We start from the raw sequence: 20,079 nt of genomic DNA on the forward strand, positions 1-20,079 counted from the left end.
GTCGAGTCAGCCCGCTCCCCCCTTTTCAGGCAACAACGATCGATCATGGGCCGCAGAGCGGTATTCGGTAGGCCGGAGTCCCGTCTGCTTGCGGAAGAAACGGCCGAAATAGGCCTCGTCCTGAAAGCCCAGTTCACTGGCGATCTGCTTCACGCTGAGCGTCGAATAGCCGAGCAGCCGCTTGGCCTCGTGGATCGAGCGTGCATCGATTGCCTCGATTGCCGAGACGCCGAAAGTGGCACGGCAGATGCGGGAGAGCTGGCCGGTGGTCACGCCCATCTCGTCGGCATAGCTGGCGACCGGCCGCCGCTCACGGCAATGGCGGTCGAGCAGGGCGCGGAACCGCTCGATCCGCGCGGCCATTGTCCGCCGCTCCGAACTGGCTGAAAGCCGGGCGCTCTCGCTGAGGCGCCCGATCTTGACGAACAGGGTGATCGTCAGTGCTGCGCCTGCCGTGAACTGCCAGCGCTCGTGGCTCTCCGCCTCGTGCCCGATCGACTGAAACAGGGTTTCCAGAGGTGTGCCGCGTTCGACGTCGGGATCGATCGACAGCACCGTCGGCGTGCGGATGAATTCCAGCAGCTCGGGTGCGGCCGTCATCGCCAGCGATTCCAGCGCGGACTGCGCGGCGGTGATGACGTGTCCGTCGATGTCGCTGCGGAAGTGAAAGCCGTGGACCGAGCGCGCTGGCACGACGATCAGGCATGGCGCTTCGACTGCCCAATTCTTGCCGTCGATGAAGGTCTCGCCGCCCCCGGCGGTGACGTAGAGCACCTGGATCAGCGCATCGTGGACGTGCGGCTTGATGTCGAAGTCGAAGCGGCCGGCACGCAGGGGAATGCGTTCGTAATGCACCATGTCGACCCAGGATTGGTCGGCTTCCGCGCCATAGAGCGCGAAATGAAGAACGGTCCGGCTGCGCTGTTGGTCATTGGCCATGATGCACGTTATGTCCTGCTATATGTGATCTCTGTCCATTGTTCCATAGGCGCTTGAGGCGTTCAATGGCGATGCAGATTTCAGCGCAATCGCATGAGCAATTTTAGGAGAGTTAACTACATGGGACAGGAACTTGAAAATCGCGCAGCTGCCTCGACCCCATACCGGCTGAACCTGAACGACAAGGTCTGCGTGGTCACGGGTGCGGGCAGTGGCATTGGTGCCGGCATCGCGCGCGCCTTCGCCGATGTCGGAGCACATGTGGCGCTCGTGGATCGGAATCTTGCAGGCGCTGAAGCTGTCGCCGCCGAACTTCGGAAGGCCGGTGCCGTGGCGCAGGCGATCGGCTGTGACGTGTCGGACGAAGCGTCGGTTGCGGCAGCTGCCGGCGAGGTTCGCTCAGCGCTCGGTCCGGCCAGCGTGCTCGTCAACAATGCGGGGCTTCTGCGCGCCGGACCTCTCGAGACGGTCTCGATCGAGGACTGGAACCAGGCCATCGCCGTGAATCTGACTGGCTATCTTCTGTGTGCTCGAGCTTTTGGACGCGACATGCTGGCGGCGGGCAAGGGCAGTATCGTCCACGTTGCCTCGATTGCGGCGCTCAGTCCGCAGACCAATAGCGGTTCCTATAGCCCGAGCAAGGCGGGCGTGCTGCTGCTTTCGCGGCAGTTGGCGGCGGAGTGGGGCCCACGCGGGGTGCGCAGCAACTGCGTGCTGCCCGGCATGATCCGCACCGCACTGTCCGCGAAGTTCTACGAGGAGCCCGGCTTCGAGGCTCGCCGCGCCGCCGCCACCGCGAGCCGCCGCATCGGCGAGCCGGAGGACCTCGCCGGCCCGGCCCTGTTCCTCGCCTCTGATCTCGCTGCCTACGTCAACGGCGCGGAGGTGCTTGTCGACGGCGGGCTCGATTGCATGCTGATGGACATGGTCCCGCGCCCCGGCTTCAACGCTACGCTGGCCGCGTGAGCGCCACCACACCATAACGACAAGGAGAGTAGATATGGCCAAGGAGATCACTTGCGATCTGGTCGTGGTCGGATCGGGTGCTGCGGGCCTCGCTACCGCGATCACTGCACGCAAGCGCGGCCTCGATGTCATCGTGCTCGAAAAGGAGCCCGTGTTCGGTGGTACCACCGCGCTGTCGGGCGGAGTCTTGTGGATTCCGCTGAGCAAATATGGCCGGCAGCAGAACCCGGCTGACACCGTCGAGCGCGTGCGCGAATACATGATGAGCGAGACGGGCAACAACTACGATGCCGCCGCGGTCCAGTGCTTTATCGAGAACGGGCCGGGAATGGTCGAGTTCTTCGAGCGCGAGACCGAGATGAAGTTCGTTCCCACGCTTTATCCGGACTATCATCCGGATGCGCCCGGCGGCGTCGACATCGGTCGCTCGATTCTCGCCGCGCCTTATGACATTCGCGGGCTGGGCAAGGACATGCAACGCCTCAAGCCGCCGCTCGAGACGATCACCTTCATGGGAATGATGTTCAATTCCTCGAACGCGGACCTCAAGCACTTCTTCCGCGCGACCAAGTCCATTGTTTCGTTCCTCTATGTGGTCCGGCGTCTGGCTACGCACATCAAGGAGCTGGCGCTTTACCGGCGGGGGATCAACGTAACGAGCGGCAACGCGCTCGCCGCGAGGCTTGCGAAGTCGGCGCTGGCGATCGACATTCCGATCCTCACTTCGACGCCCGTGAAGGAACTGCTGAGCGAGCACGGCAAGGTGGTCGGTGTGCGCGCGAGCGCAGCGGACGGTGAGCTTCGCGTCACCGCCCGGCACGGCGTCGTGCTGGCGTGTGGCGGCTTCCCGCACGATCTCAAGCGCATCGCGCAGGTCTATCCGCATGTGAAGCGTGGGGGTGAGCATCTCTCGCCCACGCCTGTCGGCAATACGGGCGACGGGGTGACCATGGCGGAGAAGGTGGGTGGTGCCGTGAAGCTCGGCTTTGCCGATGCGTCGGCCTGGATGCCTGTCTCAAAGGTGCCCTTCGGCAAGGGTCGCACAGGCGTATTCCCGCATTTGCTCGACCGCTATAAGCCCGGCGTGATCGGCGTGTTGCGCAGCGGTCAGCGCTTCACCAATGAATCTAACTCCTACCACGATGTTGGCGCGGCGCTGATCCGCGCCTGCGAGGGTGAGCGGGAGACGGCGATGTGGCTGATCTGCGATAAGGTGGCGCTGGGCAAGTATGGACTGGGCTATGCCAAGCCCGCGCCGATGCCGGTGGGGCCGTTGCTGCGTAAAGGCTACCTCATCAAGGGCGAGACGATCGGCGAGCTGGCGCGCAACTGCGGAATTGTTCCTGATGCGCTTGAGATGACGGTCTGTGCGTACAACCTCGACGCCGGGCGCGGAGAGGACCCGGCGTTCCATCGCGGTCGCACATCGTTCAACCGTTATCTCGCCGATCCGGACAACAAGCCCAATCCTTGCGTTGCGCCGATCGCGACGGGCCCCTTCTATGCGGTGAAGGTGGTGATGGGCGATCTGGGCACGTTCGACGGCCTCAGGACTAGCGTGACGGGCGAGGTGTTGCGCGCCGACGGCAGCCAGATCGAGGGCCTTTATGCGGTCGGCAATGACCGGCGCAGCGTGATGGGCGGCAACTATCCGGGCGCCGGTATCACCCATGGGCCCAATATGACTTTCGGCTATGTCACCGGTAACGCCATCGCCACCAAAGCCATGACCTGCAAAGAGAAGGTGCACGCATGAGGACCCACCCAATGTTTCCCGCAAAGCCCCTTGTGGATTTCCGGGTCTACACGATCGAGCTGCGCAAGATGCCCGAGTTTCTCGAGGTATTTGACAGGCTCGCCATGCCAATCCTGCTCGAAACGCTTGGACATCCGCTCGGCTTTTGGACAAGTCTGGTCGGGCCGCAGAACCAGTTCACCCACCTGTGGGGGTATGACGATCTGGCAGACTACGAACGACGGTGCCTTGCACGCGATACGCATCTGGATTTCCCGGCCTATCTAAAGGCATCGGGCCATCTGATCACGGCACAGGAGACACGGCTCATTCGCGCCGCCGCGCTGGATAGCGTCGCAGAGTGAGCCGATGATCGAGGCGGGTGACGCGATCGTCACGGCACTCGCGTACTGTGCAACGCGACAGCCTCAGGCGGCATCGCGACATGCAGCGTGTCGAGCAGTTGCCCCATGCCTTCGAACACGCGGTATGCGCTCGCCGCCTGGGCATATTGACCGCCGATATAGTCGGTGCGCGCGTTGTAGTACTCGTTCTCCGCGTTGAGCAGGTCGAGCAGCGAGCGTTGTCCGATGCCGAACTGCAATGAATACGCCTCGCGGGTCGCCGCGCTGGAATCGACGTATTGCTTGAGCACGACAACCCGGTCGCGTGCCGTGAGGTACGCATTGAACGCGAGCGACACGCTTTCCTCGATCTGGCGGCGGGTGCGGTTGCGAGTCTCTTCGGCTTCGCGGACCTGGGCATGCGTCTCGCCGATTCTTGCCTTGTCGGCACCGCCCTGAAAAATGTTGTAGCGAAGCCGAAGCATGACGCGGCGGTCGTTGGTCGGCCCGAGAATGCCCTCGCGATCGTTCAACGTGCTGACTTCGAGATCGAGTCGTGGCCACAGTGCGGATTTTGCGACATCGTGTTGGGCGCGCGCCTGTTCGACGTCCGCATCAGCACCCGCGAGCGCCGGATGATAGGCCAGCGCTGCATCGACGGCCAGTTGCACGTTTGGGGGCATCCCGCTTTCCGGTGCGACTGGCTTGACGAGTGCGTCGGGCGGCATGCCGACCAGACGGACATAGGCGATCTGGGCATCTTTCAGGCTGCTCTGTTCGGAACGCAAATTGTCGCTGGCGAGAGCCAGCCGGGTCTCGGCCTGATAAAGATCGGCGCGGCGTCCTACGCCACGCTCGCTGCGCAGCCTGATCTGCTCATAGATGCGCCGGTGCGCTTCGATATTGTCCTCGGCGGCGGCCGTCGTTTCCTGGCGGCGCAAGACTTCGAGATACGCGCCCACGACGCGCAGCGCCACGTCTTCCGACGTGGTGGCGACAGCATAGGCTGAGGAATCGATGCGTGCTTTCTGACGCGCGACCTCGCTCTTGACGCCGAAGCCGTCGAACAACATTTGAGTCAGCGTCACGCTGGTCGTGCGATGTGTGAACGTTGTTTGACTCACGCCGAGCAGACGGGTCTCCGCGTCGTCTCGCCGTTCGCGCCCAATGGCGGCGTCGAGGTCGAGGCGCGGCCAGTATCCGGCCTGCGCACCTTTCAGCCCTTCATCTGACGCTTCCCGGTTATGCGTGGTGGCAAGCACCTCGGGGTTGGTCCTGACAGCCAGCTCGACGGCTTCCTGAAGGGTTTGCGCGTTCGCATGTGACGTCGAGAGCGCGATGCCCGACGCCAGCAAGAGCAGGGCCGGCAACAGCTTGTTGTTCTTCATTGCGCGTTTCCTGTAACGCATGGGCGGCTTGCCTTCCGGGGTGCACAAGCACAAATTGACATCTCCCCGACGCCCGGAACCGCATGGCGACTCATGTTACTTGACACACATTGCGGTTTCAAGAAGCGCAAATACCGTTGACGGGATGCCCGATAACGGAACATCGACTTCTTCAGATTTCGAGAGCAAGACGTTGAGAATCGAGGCATCCGCAAGCGATGCCCGAGCCGGTCGACGGCCGGCGAAAGGGCTCGCTTGCGGTGTACCTGCGTTCAATACTCCTGGATATGCGGAGGGGCGACATAAGTGACGATCGTCCCGCTGCCCTGGTCGTGCGCCAGATGGAATCCGGCACCAGACAGGTTGCCTTGCATCGAGATGTTTGCCGTATGCACGCCATCGCTGACGGTCAGCGTGCCGCCCGTTCCCGTGGCATTGGCCGCGAAGCTGAGCGTCGTGTGATCGCTGTTCAGCACGTCTGCCAGATCGAGGGTGTCGCCAGCTGCGAATCCCGACACGGTGCCCGTAAAGCCGGCGGCCTGGTCGAGCTTGAGCGTGCCTGCCGCACCATCGGCGAAGGTCGCGTTGACAGCCGAGGCCTCGCCGAACTCGAGCGTCGCTGCGCCGCTGATGATCGCGTTTCCGCTGCCCGTGACGTCACCATGAACCATCAGATTGCCGCCGTTGGCCCACAGGTTGCCCGAGTTGGCTACGGCGCCGTTGATTTCGAGGCCTCCGGCGCCTGTTGCTTCGAGCGTGCCTGTGTTGACGACGGCGTTGGTTCCAGTATCGATCAGCAGCGCATGGGTGCCGTTCGCGACGATCGTGCCGCCATTGACGAGGCTGAGTTGGCCCGCACCAATCTGACCCGCGCCGGAGATCGTATTGTCGACGTTGATGAGCGTCGCATCCGCGGTGCCGCCGAAGATCACGTTATGACTATCGTCGGATAGCGTGACGGTTCCGCCGCCTTTCAGCGTTGCATCCCTGACGAGGACTTCGAGGTCCGTCTCGTGGCCCGTCGAAGCCAGCGCGATTGTCCCCGTGTTGTCGATCGTGCCGCCGAGCGGAAGCATCGCGCCATCGTTCAGTGTCATGACGCCCGCGTTCGACATGACGGGCGTCTGATCGAAGACGAAGTTGCCTGCCGTGAGGTCGGCGGAATGGACGCCGAGCACGGTGATGGTTTCGTTGGCGCCGAGCGTGATCAGTGCGTTGCCGTGGGCATCGTCGGTCATGTGGGCTTGCAGGTCGGTGAAGCTCGTGATGCCCGTGAAGCCGACGAGATCGATCTTGTCGGCCGCGACGTTCATGTCATGCACCGTATCGTTGCCGATCGGCTGCGCGAAGACGAACAGATCGCTGCCGCCGGAACCCGTCAGGTGATCGTCGCCGGACCAGGCGAAGATCGGTGCATTGGCGGCATACGCTTCCACATTGTCGGCGACTGTGAGCGTCGCGTGGCTGCCGTCGGCGTTGGTCCAGTTCTCGGTCACCGTGAGGACGGTAGCGCCCGTGAACGACGCCGGTGGAGTGACAGTGAGCGCGCTCAGACCGTCTGCCGGGACGGACCACGTGCCGTTGCCGAGGTCGGTTCCGGCATTCAGCTGCCAGCCGGACGGGATGCCCGCGATCGTCACCGTCAGATCGGCCGCATGGCTGGACGGGTCCATCAGCGCGAGATTGATTTCGGAGCCGGCTGTACCAGCGGGGGCCTTGCTGGTGGAGGATTGCGTGTTGCCTGCGAGGTCCCACTCGGTGACGCTCAGCGAGTGGTTATTGAGTCCTTGCTGAGAGAGGGTCCATGTTCCGGCGGATTGCTGCACTGCGCTGTAGTCGGCCGCCGTCGTGTTGTCGTGGACTGTGACTTTCCAGACGTTGGACGCATCGGTGTTGGCGGTCAGAGTGTTTCCCTTGTATTGCCACGAGAGGGTGGACGGCGGCGTCGTGTCGAGCGTAAAGCTGAAGTTCGTCGCGCTCGAGACATTGCCGGCGACGTCGGTCTGGCGGACCTGGAGGTTGTTGAGGCCTTCGGTGGCGCTGAAGCTGCCGCTCCACGTGTGGCCGCCATCAACCGAATACTGGACGGTGGCGCCGCTTTCGATCCCGGTGACGTTCAGGGTGCCGGTACTGGTGATGTGGTCGGTGGCGCTGCTGCCCGAGTCGGTGGTGAGCGCAACGCCCGGCGCGGCGGCCGAGGTGTCGAGTGTGAAGCTGAAGCTCGTCGCGCTCGAGACATTGCCGGCGACATCGGTCTGGCGGACCTGGACATTGTTGAGACCTTCGCTCGCGCTGAAGCTGCCGGTCCACGTGTGACCGCCATCAACCGAATACTGGATCGTGGCGCCGCTCTCGACACTGGTGAGGTTCAGGGTGCCGGTATTGGTGATGTGGTCGGTAGCACTGCTGCCCGAATCGGTCGCGAGCGCAACGCCGGGCGCGGCGGCCGAGGTGTCGAGCGTGAAGCTGAAGCTCGTCGCGCCGGAGACATTGCCGGCGACATCGGTCTGGCGGACCTGGACATTGTTGAGACCTTCGCTCGCGCTGAAGCTGCCGGTCCACGTGTGGCCGCCATCAACCGAATACTGGACCGTGGCGCCGCTCTCGACACTGGTGAGGTTCAGGGTGCCGGTATTGGTGATGTGGTCGGTGGCGCTGCTGCCCGAGTCGGTCGCGAGCGCAACGCCCGGCGCAGCGGCCGAGGTGTCGAGCGTGAAGCTGAAGCTGGTGGCGCTGGAGACATTGCCGGCGACGTCGGTCTGGCGGACCTGGACATTGTTGAGACCTTCGCTCGCGCTGAAGCTGCCGCTCCACGTGTGGCCGCCATCAACCGAATACTGGACCGTGGCGCCGCTCTCGACCCCGGTGAGGTTCAGCGTGCCGGTACTGGTGATGTGGTCAGTGGCACTGCTGCCCGAGTCGGTCGCGAGCGCAACGCCGGGCGCGGCGGCCGACGTGTCGAGCGTGAAGCTGAAGCTCGTCGCGCTCGAGACATTGCCGGCGACATCGGTCTGGCGGACCTGGACGTCGTTGACGCCTTCGGTGGCGCTGAAGGTGGAATTCCAGCTCTGCCCGCCATCGGTGGAATATTCGACCGTGGCGCCGCTCTCGACCCCGGTGACGCTGAGCATGCCGGCATTGGTGATGTGGTCGGTGGCACTGCTGCCCGAGTCGGTCGCGAGCGCGACACCCGGCGCCGCCGCCGACGTGTCGAGCGTGAAGCTGAAGCTCGTCGCGCTGGAGACATTGCCGGCGATATCGGTCTGGCGCACCTGCACGTCGTTCACACCTTCGGTAGCACTGAAGGTGCCGCTCCACGTGTGGCCGCCATCGGTGGAATATTCGACCGTGGCGCCGCCCTCGACCCCGGTGAGGTTCAGCGTGCCGGTACTGGTGATGTGGTCGGTGGCGCTGCTGCCCGAATCGGTCGCGAGCGCAACGCCGGGCGCGGCGGCCGACGTGTCGAGCGTGAAGCTGAAGCTCGTCGCGCTGGAGACATTGCCGGCGATATCGGTCTGGCGCACCTGGACGTCGTTCACACCTTCGGTGGCACTGAAACTCCCGCTCCACGTGTGGCCGCCATCGGTGGAATATTCGACCGTGGCGCCGCTCTCGACCCCGGTGAGGTTCAGCGTGCCGGCACTGGTGATGTGGTCGGTGGCACTGCTGCCCGAGTCGGTCGCGAGCGCGACACCCGGCGCCGCCGCTGAGGTGTCGAGCGTGAAGCTGAAGCTGGTCGCGCTGGAGACATTGCCGGCGACATCGGTCTGGCGGACCTGGACATTGTTGAGACCTTCGGTAGCACTGAAGGTGCCGCTCCACGTGTGGCCGCCATCAGTGGAATATTCGACCGTGGCGCCGCCCTCGACCCCGGTGACGCTGAGCGCGCCGGTATTGGTGATGTGATCGGTGGCGCTGCTACCCGAGTCGGTCGTGAGGGCAACGCCCGGCGCAGCGGCCGAGGTGTCGAGCGTGAAGCTGAAGCTGGTCGCGCTGGAGACATTGCCGGCGACATCGGTCTGGCGGACCTGGAGGTTGTTGAGGCCTTCGGTGGCGCTGAAGCTGCCGCTCCACGTGTGGCCGCCATCAGTGGAATATTCGACCGTGGCGCCGCCCTCGACCCCGGTGACGCTGAGCGCGCCGGTATTGGTGATGTGATCGGTGGCGCTGCTACCCGAGTCGGTTGTGAGGGCAACGCCCGGCGCAGCGGCCGAGGTGTCGAGCGTGAAGCTGAAGCTGGTCGCGCTGGAGACATTGCCCGCGACGTCGGTCTGGCGCACCTGGACGTCGTTGACGCCTTCGGTAGCACTGAAGGCGGAACTCCAGGTCTGCCCGCCATCAACCGAATACTGGACCGTGGCGCCGCTCTCGACCCCGGTGAGGTTCAGCGTGCCGGCATTGGTGATGTGGTCGGTGGCACTGCTGCCCGAGTCGGTCGCGAGCGCAACGCCCGGCGCAGCGGCCGACGTGTCGAGCGTGAAGCTGAAGCTGGTCGCGCTGGAGACATTGCCGGCGACGTCGGTCTGGCGGACCTGGACGTCGTTGAGACCTTCGGTGGCGCTGAAGGTGGAACTCCACGTCTGCCCGCCATCAACCGAATACTGGACCGTGGCGCCGCTCTCGACCCCGGTGACGCTGAGCATGCCGGTATTGGTGATGTGGTCAGTGGCACTGCTGCCCGAGTCGGTCGCGAGCGCGACACCCGGCGCAGCACCAGCCGACGTATCGAGCGTAAAACTATACGAGCATGCAGCCGAAGTATTCCCCGCAACATCCGTTTGCCGGACCTGCACGGTATTCAGCCCCTCGACTGCGCTGAAGCTGCTGCTCCAGTGTGCGCCATTATCGACGCTGTATTCGACGTTCGCGCCATGCGCAATTCCGCTGACAGCCAGCGTGCCGTCGCACGAAATGCCGTCCGCATTCGAAATCCCCGTGTCATGCGCAAGCGTGACCGAGGGTGGCGGCGGTGCGATATCGACATACGCGGTCGCCCAGCTCAGCGTGCCGTTGCCGAGCCGGATTGCATAGGTGAAGCTGTCCTGCGCGCAGCCGGTGGTACTGAAACTCTGCGAGAGCCACGACGCATCCAGATGGCTCGCGTCGTATCCGACCTTGCCGTCCGCCGTGATCCAGATGTGCGCGCCGTGTGCGCTGTAGTCCGCGCTGATGGCTTCGGCTCGCGCCGTATCCTGAATGAGCAGAGCTTTCTGCTCGAGCGATACAGTGGTTTCCGTTCCGGAGTCGAGCGAGTAGAGCGTCTTTGCCGCGCCACCCTGGTCGTTTGCCATCACGTTCAGATAGACAACGCAGAGCGAGCTGTCGCTCAGCCCCGTTTGCGCCGATGTAAAAAGATCGTTGTTAGCCTGCGGCGTGTTGCTGATGGAAACCGCGGTTCCGTTCGAGATCGTCGCCATGTTGCTCCCCGTTATTGTCGATATGTGTCAACTGAAACGCATCCCGCCGTGCCTGTTGTCGCGGCGGACAACTACTGATTTGCAAACTGGATCGCCTTACGTTCGGGCGACGATGAAGCCGACGCCCGCCGCAAGCGGCTGATCATGTCTCAATGCTCGCGCAGCGCCGCTTCCCTGGTCTTCGTCACGGGCTTGAGGAGGTAGTGCAGCACTGATCTGCGCCCCGTCTTGATGTCGACGGTCGCGATCATGCCCGGCACGATCCTCACCGGCTGGCTCTGGCCGTCCGGCTTGTTCGTCTTCGTGCGTACCAGAACCCGGTAGTAGCTGTCAGGTTTCTCGGCAGGATGTTCGGGCATCAGCGTGTCGGCGCTGATGTCCTCGACGGTCGCAGGAAAGCCGCCGTAGATGGAGAAGTCATACGCGGATAGCTTGACCATGGCATCCTGCCCCGGATGCAGGAACGCGATGTCCGACGGGCGCACGCGTGCCTCGATCAGCAGCGTCTCGTCGAGCGGCACGATTTCCAGCAGATCCATGCCAGGCTGAACCACGCCGCCGACGGTATTGATCTTGATCTGCTTGATCATCCCCTTCACGGGCGCCCGCACCAGCGTGCGCGTAACGCGGTCTTCCAGCGCGACATTGGCTGCGCTCAAGGCGGCCTGTTCGGCGCGCGCCTCGTTCAGGTCCTTCATTGCTTCGGCGCGAAAGTGTGCGGTCAGCTCATCCATCTTCTGGCGAGCCTCGCTATAGGCGGCTTCGAGGCGCGGCATCGCGAGCCGCGTTGCGTTGAGATCGCCTTTCATGTCGTTGGCTTCGCGCTCGAGCCGGAGCACTTCGACGTCGGATACCGCGCCCTTCTGCACGAGCGGGCTCGTCAACTCGAGTTCCTTCGCGACAAGGCTGTAGCTGTGCTGAAGTTGTGCCTCTCTCGCGCGTTTCTCGGACAGCTCCTGCCGGTGCTGCTCGGCCTGCTGCCTGAGCACCGCGAGGTTCGTGTGCAACTCGCGCTGCCGCGACTCGAAGAGCGATCGTTCTTCATGCAGCAGCGCCGGGTTCGTCGCTTCCAGTCGGGCGGACGCGACGAACGGCGTGTCGTTTGCCTCGGCCGTGAGGCGCGCGATCCTCGCAATCAGTGCGGCGTCCTTTGCCTGTCCTTCCTTGTACGACGAGGTGAAACGCGTATCGTCGATGCGCATCAGCGGCTGGTCCTTCTGCACCGTCTGTCCGACGTGCACCATGATCTCCGATACGATGCCGCCCTCGAGGTTCTGCACCACCTGCACGCGGCTGGTCGGAATGACCTTTCCCTCTCCGACGGTGACTTCGTCTATCTGCGCGAGAGCCGCCCACGTCAGCGCGGCAATGAAGAAAGCCAGCGTCGACCAGAGTATCCAGTGAGTGAAGTACCGCGGCCCTTCCATCACGGCTGCGCTGGTCTCCCGCATGAACGCGGTGTCGTCCGCACGCGGCCGCAGCGCCGCGATGATCCGGCGGGCCAGTGCGGCGAGCGCGATGCGGCCCCGCCGTAACGAATCCGCATTGGACTCAGCCAGCAGCGACATGGAGCTTCCTCCCTGCAAGAGCGGCGAGGACCTGGTCCTTGGGGCCATCTGCGATGACCCGGCCCTGATCCATCACAATCACACGGTTGACCAGCGAGAGCAGCGAGGCGCGATGCGTGATGACGATCAGCGTGCGGCTTTCCAGTTCGGCAGCGAGTCTGGCCTTGAACATCTCTTCGGAGCGGTTGTCCATTGCGCTGCTTGGCTCGTCGAGCACCAGCACGGGCGGCATCAGCAGTTCCGCGCGCGCGATGGCGATGGCTTGCCGCTGGCCTCCCGACAACGCTTCGCCGCGTTCGCCCACAGGCAGATCGAAGCCGTTCGGCAAGCGGTTGACGAAATCCGTCACGCCGGCGATCTGCGCGGCGCGGAGCACGGCGGCATCGTCCGCGCCGGGCGCGCCGAGCACGATGTTGTCCTTGACGCTGCCGCTGAAGAGCATGACGTCCTGCGGTACGTGTCCGATCCCGCGCCGAAGGGCGGCAGGGTCCCATTGACGATGTTCGACGCCGTCGATCAGCACGTTGCCCGAAGTCGGCGGATAGAGGCCCAGGATGAGTTTTTCGATCGTCGTCTTGCCGGAACCGACGCGTCCGATGATGGCCACGCGCTCTCCGGCGGAAATGCGAAACGAAACGCCATCGAGCGCCGTGCCGCTTTGGCGAGGGTAGGCGAAGCTGACGTTCCTGAATTCGACGTCGCCACGCATCGTCGGACGATGCACGAAGCGTCGGTCGGCGGGGCGCTCGCCTGGCAGGTTCATCAACTGGCCGATCGATGCGAGCGCGCTGCGCGACTGGTGGTAGCGGGTCAGGAGCGTCGCGACCTGGCCCATCGGAGACAGTGCGCGGCCCGTGAAGATCGTGCAGGCGATCAGGCCGCCCGTCGTGAGCTTGCCGTCGGCGATCATGTAAACGCCGCAAAGAACGACGGCGAGGTAGGCGATCTGCTGCGCAAAGCTGGCAAAGTTGACCGCGCATCCGGAAAGAAAGCGCGAGCGCAGGCCGAGCCTCGCGAGTTCACCGATCGACTGCTCCCACCTCGCTTGCATCGGCCCTTCGGCGCCCGTGATCTTGATCGCCTCGAGGCCCACCAGCGTTTCAATGAGGAGCGACTGGCGCTGGGCTGCGTGGCGCTGGGTGGATTCGACAGCTTTTGCAAGCGGACCCTGCACGGCGATACCGACGCCGACCACGAGCGGCAGCGCGACAAGCGGCAGCCAGGCGAGTGCGCCGCCCACCCAGAACATCGCCAGCATGAACACGACCGAAAACGGAAGATCGATTACGGCGACCGCCGTCGCGGAGGTGAGGAACTCTCTTACCGCCTCGAATTCCTGAATGCCCGAAGCAAACCCGCCGACGGATGGCGGACGCGCGGACATCTGAATGCCCAGCACCTTCTCGAACATGTTGGCGGAGAGGATCACGTCGATCTTCTTGCCGGCAATGTCGATGAAGTAACCGCGCAACGTTCGCATCAGCAGATCGAACACGATCACGAGGATGATGCCCGCCGCCAGTGCCCACAGTGTTTCGAACGTGTGGTTCGGCACCACCCGGTCGTAGACGTTCATGGTGAAGAGCGGCATCGCCAGCGCGAACATGTTGACGAGCAGCGATGCGAGCATCACTTCGGCGTAGATCGGCCAGGCCGTTGCGACCACGCCCCAGAACCAGTGTCGAACGCGAGGCACGGCGCTCTCGTCGCTGCGCTCGTCAAAACGGTGAGCGGGTCGCGCAAACAGCACGTGGCCCGCATAGCGTTGCCGCAAATCGTCTGTGCTGATCTCCTGTTCGCCCGTGCCCGTCTCAGGCAGTATGACGCGCAGGCTGCCGTCCGCGCTCCTGCGCACCAGCACGCATGCCTGCCCGTCGTTGAGCAGCAGAACGGCGGGCAGAACGAGATCGGAGATGCTCTCCAGCGAGCGCCTCGCGAGTCTCGCGGAAATTCCCACACGAGCAGCGGCGCGAACAAAGAGGTCGGGCGTCAGATGATGGCCGTTTAACGGCAACCCGGCGATGAGCGTGTCGGCTTGTGTTGGCCGGTCGAAGAGCCGGGCCAGGACGAGAAGGCAACCCAGCAAAGGATCGTCTTCGACACCGGACGTCGGCGGAACGTCCCACCCTCGGGCAGCGCGTTGCCCCGCTGACCCGGCCGCGGTTCCTGTAGTGGCGGAATGCATCTACAGCACGCCGGCAGGCACGCAATGGTCTGCTTGTCCCAGCAATCTCGACGATGCTGGAATCCTTGTCGGGAAGTCTCCGGCCCTGTACATGATGAACCCCGTTTATGGTTGTTTATGGTCGTTCTTATAGCTGCGTTTTCAGCTACTGGTCTTGGGAAGGGCTAACAGCAAGTAGCGCGCCATGCGTGCCAGGCTGCAGCGCGGCGCGCTGCGTACATCCCATGAATCGCGCGCCGACGGAAAATGCAGACGATTTTGTTTCACAACTGAAACCTGCCTTAGCCGTCGAATGTCCGAAGCCGCACGTCACGAGCCACGTGCCGTCGCGCCCGGGAGGTCCAGCGCGCGATGCGGCGCGGCGTGAAGTCTCGCGCCGAAAATGTTGCAGTTCTGAAATGTCTGTTTCGTTCCACGCGCGCTTTTGCTTCGATATGCGCGCGAATGCGCGTGCGGCGTTAGGTGCGCATCGTTTTCTCTTTCCAGACATAGATGAAGCGTGATGGCTACGCCAGCTCGAAGAGGAGAGCTGGTGGTTCAATCGGCCAGTGGCCGGTAGCTCGCTTGACATCCACGTTCTAAAGCAAAAAGCATTGGCGTGGTTATTTGCAATCTCGTCTTTCGATTAGCGCGGCAAACCGGGAGCGGCGGATACCATCGGCGCATGGTCAAAGCCTTGCGTTTTATCGCGGTATCTGGCTTCGGCAAAATGTTCGCACCATTTTCGTTTGCCCATTCTTGTCGCGTGGACGAACGTCAGCCCACTGAACGGACGACCGCTTCGCTTGTCCATTAGATGGTTGACAGTACTGCACCGAGTGGACACGTCCGATGGCCGATCACGCCGCCCAGCCTCTCCACAAAACTCGCGACGACCCGCATGCGTTCGCCGCTCAGGCCGCCCCTTGCGACGATCTGGCGATCCTCGCGCAGCGCGCTGGTGATCGCCCGTGCCGCCGCAAGCGGCTCGCTCTTGCGGCGACGATTCTCGGCACCAGCATGGCCTTCATCGACGGCTCGGTCGTCAACGTCGCGCTGTCCTCCATCCAGAGCGAACTCGGCGCGAACCTCGCGGCGATGCAATGGGTCGTCAATGCGTACCTGTTGCTGCTCGGCTCACTGGTGCTGGTGGGTGGAGCGATGGGCGACAAGCTTGGGCGGCGCACGGTATTCATGGCGGGCATCGGGTTGTTCACAGCGGCATCGGCGGCGTGCGGACTCGCACCCAGTTCCGGCGCGCTGATCGCGGCGCGCGCAGTGCAGGGCGTCGGCGCGGCGCTGCTAGTGCCGAGCAGTCTTGCGATCATCGGCACGGTCTTCGACGAGCGCGAGCGCGGCCGCGCGATCGGCACATGGGCCGGCGTTGGCGCGATCACGTCGGCGGTGGGTCCCGTCGCGGGCGGCTGGCTGGTCGATGCGTTCTCTTGGCGCGCGATCTTCTATCTCAACGTGCCGCTCGCGGCCGCGACGATCGCGCTCGCGCTGTCGTCGGTGCCGGAGAGCCGCAACGAGGGCTCCGCGCGCCGTCTTGACTGGGCAGGCGCGCTCACGGCGGCCGTCGGTCTCGGCGCGCTCACGTATGGCCTCACGCGTGCCTCTTCACATGGTTTCAACGATGAAGTCGTGATCGGCGCGATCGCTGCCGGAATCCTCGTCTGCGCGGTTTTCATCGCGATCGAAGCGCGCAGCGAAGACCCGATGATGCCGCTTGACGTGTTTCATTCGCGAGATTTCAGCGGCGCGAACCTCGTCACGTTGCTGCTGTATTTCGGTCTCGGCGGCGCGCTGTTCTTTCTTCCGTTCACGCTGATCCGCGCACACGGGTACTCGGCGACGGAAGCTGGCGCGGCGCTGCTGCCCCTGCCTGTCGTGATGGGCGGTCTGTCGCGCTTCACAGGCGGGCTCGCGACGCGCCTCGGGCCACGCGCGTTATTGACGGTCGGCCCATTGATCGCGGCTGTCGGCTTCACTCTGCTCGCGCTGCCTGCGCTGTTCGAGACGGATCGCGAAACCTACTGGACGAGCTTTTTCCCCGGGCTCGTGGTGCTCGGTCTCGGCATGACGATCACGGTCGCCCCGCTGACGACGACCGTGATGACGGCCGTTCCCACCGCGCGCACGGGCGTCGCGTCGGGCATCAACAATGCTGTTGCGCGCATCGCGAGCCTGCTGGCGATCGCCGTGCTCGGCATCGTGTTCATGTGGTCGCATGGCGCGGCGCTCGCGACGCGCCTCGAACGGCTGAACATTCCGCCCGACCTGCATCGCGCGGGGCAACTGCTCGAACCCGATACGTCGACGCTGGCGGGCGCACACGCCGTGCCTGCTCGGATCATCGAGGCGCAGGCGGAAGCGATTGATGCGGGATTGCGGGCTGTCGCGCTGACGTCCGCAGCATGCGCGTTGCTCGGCGCAGCGTGCGCTGCGGCGACGATCCGCGGGCCGAAGAGGAGACAAGGCCAGACTCCAGGGCGGGCAAGCTAGTAGCGGGCTCGTCGACTTCCAACCGTCTCTCGTGCTTCGCCGCTTTCTTTCCTCGCCTTTTTCTCCGGCTTCGACGCCGGGATAGATATGGAGGAACAGTATGGTCAAACAGGTCCCATGCAGGAGGCAAAGAAGCACAAGCGCTGAAACATTCCTTGTGTGTCCGTATTCACACTCTATTCACACTCCAGCAAGATCTCACTACGGACCGTGTCGAAAGCTTGCGCGTTTCCGGTCGGTGATGTTCAACGTTTCCGGCCAATAACACGCCACTTCGGGCCGAAATTGTTGCAGCGCCGCGATAGCTGCTAAGCTCGCTACAGTGCTGGTTGTCTCAAGCATGGAACCTCGGTCGAACCAGCATCAGGTTCGATATGTATTCGGAACACCAGGACTCATCGGCTTCGAGAAAACATGTCTATGCCCGCAACGCGCACGGGAGAGCGGCTCGATTCATGGAGACGCTCATCCACCGGATGCGCAGACTTCACGTGTACTGTGCGACGACCTTTCAAATCACGGTTAAAAGAGAAAGCAAAAGCTCTACTGCCAGACTTGCTTTTCCTTTCACTTCTGCATCGAAAAGAAGTAGGGCGATTTCCAAATCTGATCCGGCCGCGCACATTCAACGAACAGATCCTGAGGAGAAGCCTGAAACCTGATCCTCGATACGCTCCTCTGACGGACAAGCTTGGCGTACGCGAATACGTAGGCAGAGCGCTTGGTGAGCAGTTTCTCATTCCTTTGATTTCCGAACCTGCCGGATTTACGCCATCCGTTTTCGATTCTCTTCCGGATTCCTTTGTCATGAAGGCGAATCACGGAAGTTCGTTCGTAGAAGTCGTGCACGACAAATCGAAGGCCAGTTTTGAGGAACTGCAACATCTGGCTGCTCGATGGCTGTCGACGAATTTCTATAGAAACGCTCGCGAGCGTCACTACAGGGACATCGAGCCGCGATTGTTCTTCGAAACGCTTTTGCTCGACAAAAGAGGAAAGATTCCTGCCGACTATAAGGTGCACTGTTTCGGTGGAAAAGCGGGACGACCCGAGATGTTCATCCTGCACATCAGCGATCGCTTTGGACAAGACCCGCGTGGCAATATCTATGACGCGAACTGGAATCATCTCGACGTATCGGTCGGCGGGTATGCGCGTAGTGCCATGCCGGAGCCGCCTCCCGATAACCTGGCCATGGTGCTTCAAGCCGCTGAGACGTTAGCTGAGGGTTTCGACTATGTGCGGGTCGACCTATATGCCTTCGATGATGCAATTTACTTTGGTGAATTGACGTTCACGCCTGGTGCGGGGGTTGTGCCCATGTTCCCCGACCATATCGATTTCGAGTGGGGCAGACTCTTGAGAACCGTGGCTTCTACAGATACTCAATGAAGTCGCCGCTTCTGCAATGGCTGCGTGTCTATCTACACCATGATGAATCCGTGCCGCATTCCGAGCATCACCGCTTCGGTGCGGTTGGTCGCGCCGAGTTTGCCGAAGATGGAGGAGAGGTGGAATTTCACCGTGTTGTCCGAGATGTCGAGTTGCCGCGCGATCTCCTTGTTGCCGAGTCCGTCGGCGAGCATCGCCAGCACTTCGATCTCCCGTGACGTCAAGGCTTCGAACGATTCGCCGGATGCCGTCGCGTGCCGCGCCTTTCGTCCGGTCAACAGCTTTGCAAGGCTGTCGGGCGACAGCACGCAAAGGCCCGCGGCGACGGCTTCAATGGACACGACAATTTCGGCTGGCATCGCGTTGCGCGGCAGGATCGCGACGGCATCGGCGGGCAGTGCATCGAGGATCGATTCGCTGTCCGGGTCGTCGCTCAACAGGACGAGCGCCGGTGGCGCGTGTCCGAGTTCGAATAACGTCTTGAGCGCGTCGCCCGCCTCGGGCTCGATGTCGGTCACGACCACATCCGGCACCGAACCGGCAAGGCAATCGACGAGCGTTTCGGCGTCCGCTGCGCTGCTCACGAACTCAAGCGCCGGGTTCGCTTCGACAAGCGTTTGCAGGCTTGCGCGCACCTGCGACGATGCCGCAATCAGCGCGACCCGCACGGGTGCCATGTGTACCCTCTGTCCATCCGACATTTCGCCGCTTCCTGGACCTCATCTGCATGAATTCCGTTGAGGGCGTTCGCCCACTGTGACCGAACAGGCGTGACGTTCGCCGCCTCGGATCAACGCAATTTGCAACGGCTGTCCAATGCTTGCAGAGCCCAGCGCGGCATGCACGTCGCCCATGTCGCGGCAAGGCTTGCCGTCCAGTTCGATCAGCACATCGCCTATCAGCACGCCCGCCTGTTCCGCTGGACCGCCCGGCGCCAGCGAATTGACCAGCAATCCGCTGCTGAACGGCAGGCTCATTTTGTCGACCCACGTGTCGTGCAGGTTGACCTGCTGCGTGCCGACGCCAAGATAGCCGCGCGAGACGCGCCCTTTAGCCAGCAGTTCATCGGTCACGCGTTCCACGGTCATCCCGGGAATCACCATGCCGGCGCCGCGCATCAGTGCCGACGTGCAGATGCCCACGACCTGCCCGCGCATATCCGCGAGCGCCGCACCGGAGAATCCTGGGCGCAGACCGCCGTCCAGTCGTACGAACGCATCGAGCTGTCCACCTCTCCACGTGCGCCAGGGGCCACCTGTGCTGCCGATCACGCCAAAATCAGCGCTGATGCCGAGTTCGTCCGCACGCGCGACGGCGAGCGCAAGATGACCCGGCTTCAGCGAGCGGGCATCGCCGGAATCGATTGGGTCCAGGTCCACGCCGTCCAGTTTCAGCACGCCGAGGTCGGTGCCCGAATCCAGGCCCGCAAGGACTGCGGCGACGGTACGTCCGTCCGTCAATGTGACTTCGATTCCGTCTTCACGCCTGATCGTATGCGCAGCCGTGACAACGACGCCATGTCGCCAGATTACCCCACTTGACGGCATGCGATGCCGGCCGTGTACCGCCACGACACTTCGCCCGACTCGCCCGACAATGTCTGCAAGATCGTCCGAGAAATCCATCAAAGGATTTCTGCTTGAGGATGTGGTTTCCATTTC

At 63.2% G+C, this 20,079-nt stretch carries 12 protein-coding genes; 5 read left to right on the plus strand and 7 right to left on the minus strand.

Annotated features, from left to right (window positions below; genetic code table 11):
- Positions 1-6 precede the first annotated feature (6 nt).
- A complete protein-coding gene (locus AB4Y32_RS24390; protein WP_368723802.1) occupies positions 7-939 on the minus strand; it encodes a helix-turn-helix domain-containing protein in 933 nt (310 codons plus the stop codon).
- 120 nt (positions 940-1,059) lie between these two features.
- On the opposite strand from AB4Y32_RS24390, the gene AB4Y32_RS24395 reads away from it, so the two are divergent.
- Genes AB4Y32_RS24395 through AB4Y32_RS24405 form a run of 3 tightly spaced genes read left to right on the plus strand, consistent with a single transcriptional unit; the run spans position 1,060 to position 4,005 of the window.
- Complete coding sequence (locus AB4Y32_RS24395; RefSeq protein ID WP_368723803.1) at positions 1,060-1,905, plus strand: SDR family NAD(P)-dependent oxidoreductase; 846 nt, start codon at positions 1,060-1,062, stop codon at positions 1,903-1,905.
- Positions 1,906-1,939: 34 nt separating this feature from the next.
- Positions 1,940-3,661, plus strand: a complete 1,722-nt coding sequence (locus AB4Y32_RS24400; RefSeq protein ID WP_368723804.1) for an FAD-dependent oxidoreductase — start codon at positions 1,940-1,942, stop codon at positions 3,659-3,661.
- A gap of 11 nt (positions 3,662-3,672) precedes the next feature.
- Positions 3,673-4,005 carry an NIPSNAP family protein gene (locus AB4Y32_RS24405; protein ID WP_439899836.1) on the plus strand — a complete coding sequence of 111 codons (333 nt, stop codon included), beginning with the start codon at positions 3,673-3,675 and terminating at the stop codon, positions 4,003-4,005.
- 29 nt (positions 4,006-4,034) lie between these two features.
- Here the strand turns inward: AB4Y32_RS24405 and AB4Y32_RS24410 are convergent, their stop codons facing one another.
- The 4 genes from AB4Y32_RS24410 to AB4Y32_RS24425 all read right to left on the minus strand — a co-directional run bounded on the left by AB4Y32_RS24410 (position 4,035) and on the right by AB4Y32_RS24425 (position 14,542).
- Positions 4,035-5,372, minus strand: a complete 1,338-nt coding sequence (locus AB4Y32_RS24410; RefSeq protein WP_368723806.1) for a TolC family outer membrane protein — start codon at positions 5,370-5,372, stop codon at positions 4,035-4,037.
- Positions 5,373-5,644: 272 nt separating this feature from the next.
- Positions 5,645-10,789 carry a beta strand repeat-containing protein gene (locus AB4Y32_RS24415; protein WP_368723807.1) on the minus strand — a complete coding sequence of 1,715 codons (5,145 nt, stop codon included), beginning with the start codon at positions 10,787-10,789 and terminating at the stop codon, positions 5,645-5,647.
- Between the two features lie 149 nt (positions 10,790-10,938).
- On the minus strand, positions 10,939-12,357 hold the full coding sequence (locus AB4Y32_RS24420; protein WP_368723808.1) for an HlyD family type I secretion periplasmic adaptor subunit: 1,419 nt from the start codon (positions 12,355-12,357) through the stop codon (positions 10,939-10,941).
- A complete protein-coding gene (locus AB4Y32_RS24425; protein ID WP_368723809.1) occupies positions 12,341-14,542 on the minus strand; it encodes a type I secretion system permease/ATPase in 2,202 nt (733 codons plus the stop codon). Before AB4Y32_RS24425 ends, AB4Y32_RS24420 begins: the two co-directional genes overlap by 17 nt.
- Positions 14,543-15,373: 831 nt before the next feature.
- On the opposite strand from AB4Y32_RS24425, the gene AB4Y32_RS24430 reads away from it, so the two are divergent.
- Both AB4Y32_RS24430 and AB4Y32_RS24435 read left to right on the plus strand, forming a co-directional pair.
- A complete protein-coding gene (locus tag AB4Y32_RS24430; RefSeq protein WP_368723810.1) occupies positions 15,374-17,026 on the plus strand; it encodes an MFS transporter in 1,653 nt (550 codons plus the stop codon).
- A gap of 414 nt (positions 17,027-17,440) precedes the next feature.
- Positions 17,441-18,418, plus strand: coding sequence for an ATP-grasp fold amidoligase family protein (locus AB4Y32_RS24435; protein WP_368723811.1), 978 nt, complete (start codon positions 17,441-17,443; stop codon positions 18,416-18,418).
- Positions 18,419-18,450: 32 nt separating this feature from the next.
- Here AB4Y32_RS24435 and AB4Y32_RS24440 read toward each other — a convergent pair whose 3' ends face one another.
- Complete coding sequence (locus AB4Y32_RS24440) at positions 18,451-19,119, minus strand: response regulator transcription factor (RefSeq protein ID WP_368723812.1); 669 nt, start codon at positions 19,117-19,119, stop codon at positions 18,451-18,453.
- Positions 19,120-19,137: 18 nt separating this feature from the next.
- Entirely contained in the window at positions 19,138-20,043 is a 906-nt protein-coding gene (locus AB4Y32_RS24445) for a S1C family serine protease (RefSeq protein WP_368723880.1), read from the minus strand.
- Positions 20,044-20,079: the final 36 nt, after the last annotated feature.

This window comes from Paraburkholderia phymatum (genome assembly GCF_040965635.1).
Lineage (GTDB): Bacteria > Pseudomonadota > Gammaproteobacteria > Burkholderiales > Burkholderiaceae > Paraburkholderia > Paraburkholderia phymatum_B.

What these genes read in the sequence shown, in the direction of transcription:
- AB4Y32_RS24390 (WP_368723802.1), bottom strand. Translation starts at nt 939, where the DNA reads ATGGCCAATGACCAACAGCGCAGCCGGACCGTTCTTCATTTCGCGCTC.
- AB4Y32_RS24445 (WP_368723880.1), bottom strand. Translation starts at nt 20,043, where the DNA reads ATGGATTTCTCGGACGATCTTGCAGACATTGTCGGGCGAGTCGGGCGA.
- AB4Y32_RS24425 (WP_368723809.1), bottom strand. Translation starts at nt 14,542, where the DNA reads ATGCATTCCGCCACTACAGGAACCGCGGCCGGGTCAGCGGGGCAACGC.
- AB4Y32_RS24405 (WP_439899836.1), top strand. Translation starts at nt 3,673, where the DNA reads ATGTTTCCCGCAAAGCCCCTTGTGGATTTCCGGGTCTACACGATCGAG.
- AB4Y32_RS24430 (WP_368723810.1), top strand. Translation starts at nt 15,374, where the DNA reads ATGGCCGATCACGCCGCCCAGCCTCTCCACAAAACTCGCGACGACCCG.
- AB4Y32_RS24410 (WP_368723806.1), bottom strand. Translation starts at nt 5,372, where the DNA reads ATGAAGAACAACAAGCTGTTGCCGGCCCTGCTCTTGCTGGCGTCGGGC.
- AB4Y32_RS24435 (WP_368723811.1), top strand. Translation starts at nt 17,441, where the DNA reads ATGTCTATGCCCGCAACGCGCACGGGAGAGCGGCTCGATTCATGGAGA.
- AB4Y32_RS24395 (WP_368723803.1), top strand. Translation starts at nt 1,060, where the DNA reads ATGGGACAGGAACTTGAAAATCGCGCAGCTGCCTCGACCCCATACCGG.
- AB4Y32_RS24415 (WP_368723807.1), bottom strand. Translation starts at nt 10,789, where the DNA reads ATGGCGACGATCTCGAACGGAACCGCGGTTTCCATCAGCAACACGCCG.
- AB4Y32_RS24400 (WP_368723804.1), top strand. Translation starts at nt 1,940, where the DNA reads ATGGCCAAGGAGATCACTTGCGATCTGGTCGTGGTCGGATCGGGTGCT.
- AB4Y32_RS24420 (WP_368723808.1), bottom strand. Translation starts at nt 12,357, where the DNA reads ATGTCGCTGCTGGCTGAGTCCAATGCGGATTCGTTACGGCGGGGCCGC.
- AB4Y32_RS24440 (WP_368723812.1), bottom strand. Translation starts at nt 19,119, where the DNA reads ATGTCGGATGGACAGAGGGTACACATGGCACCCGTGCGGGTCGCGCTG.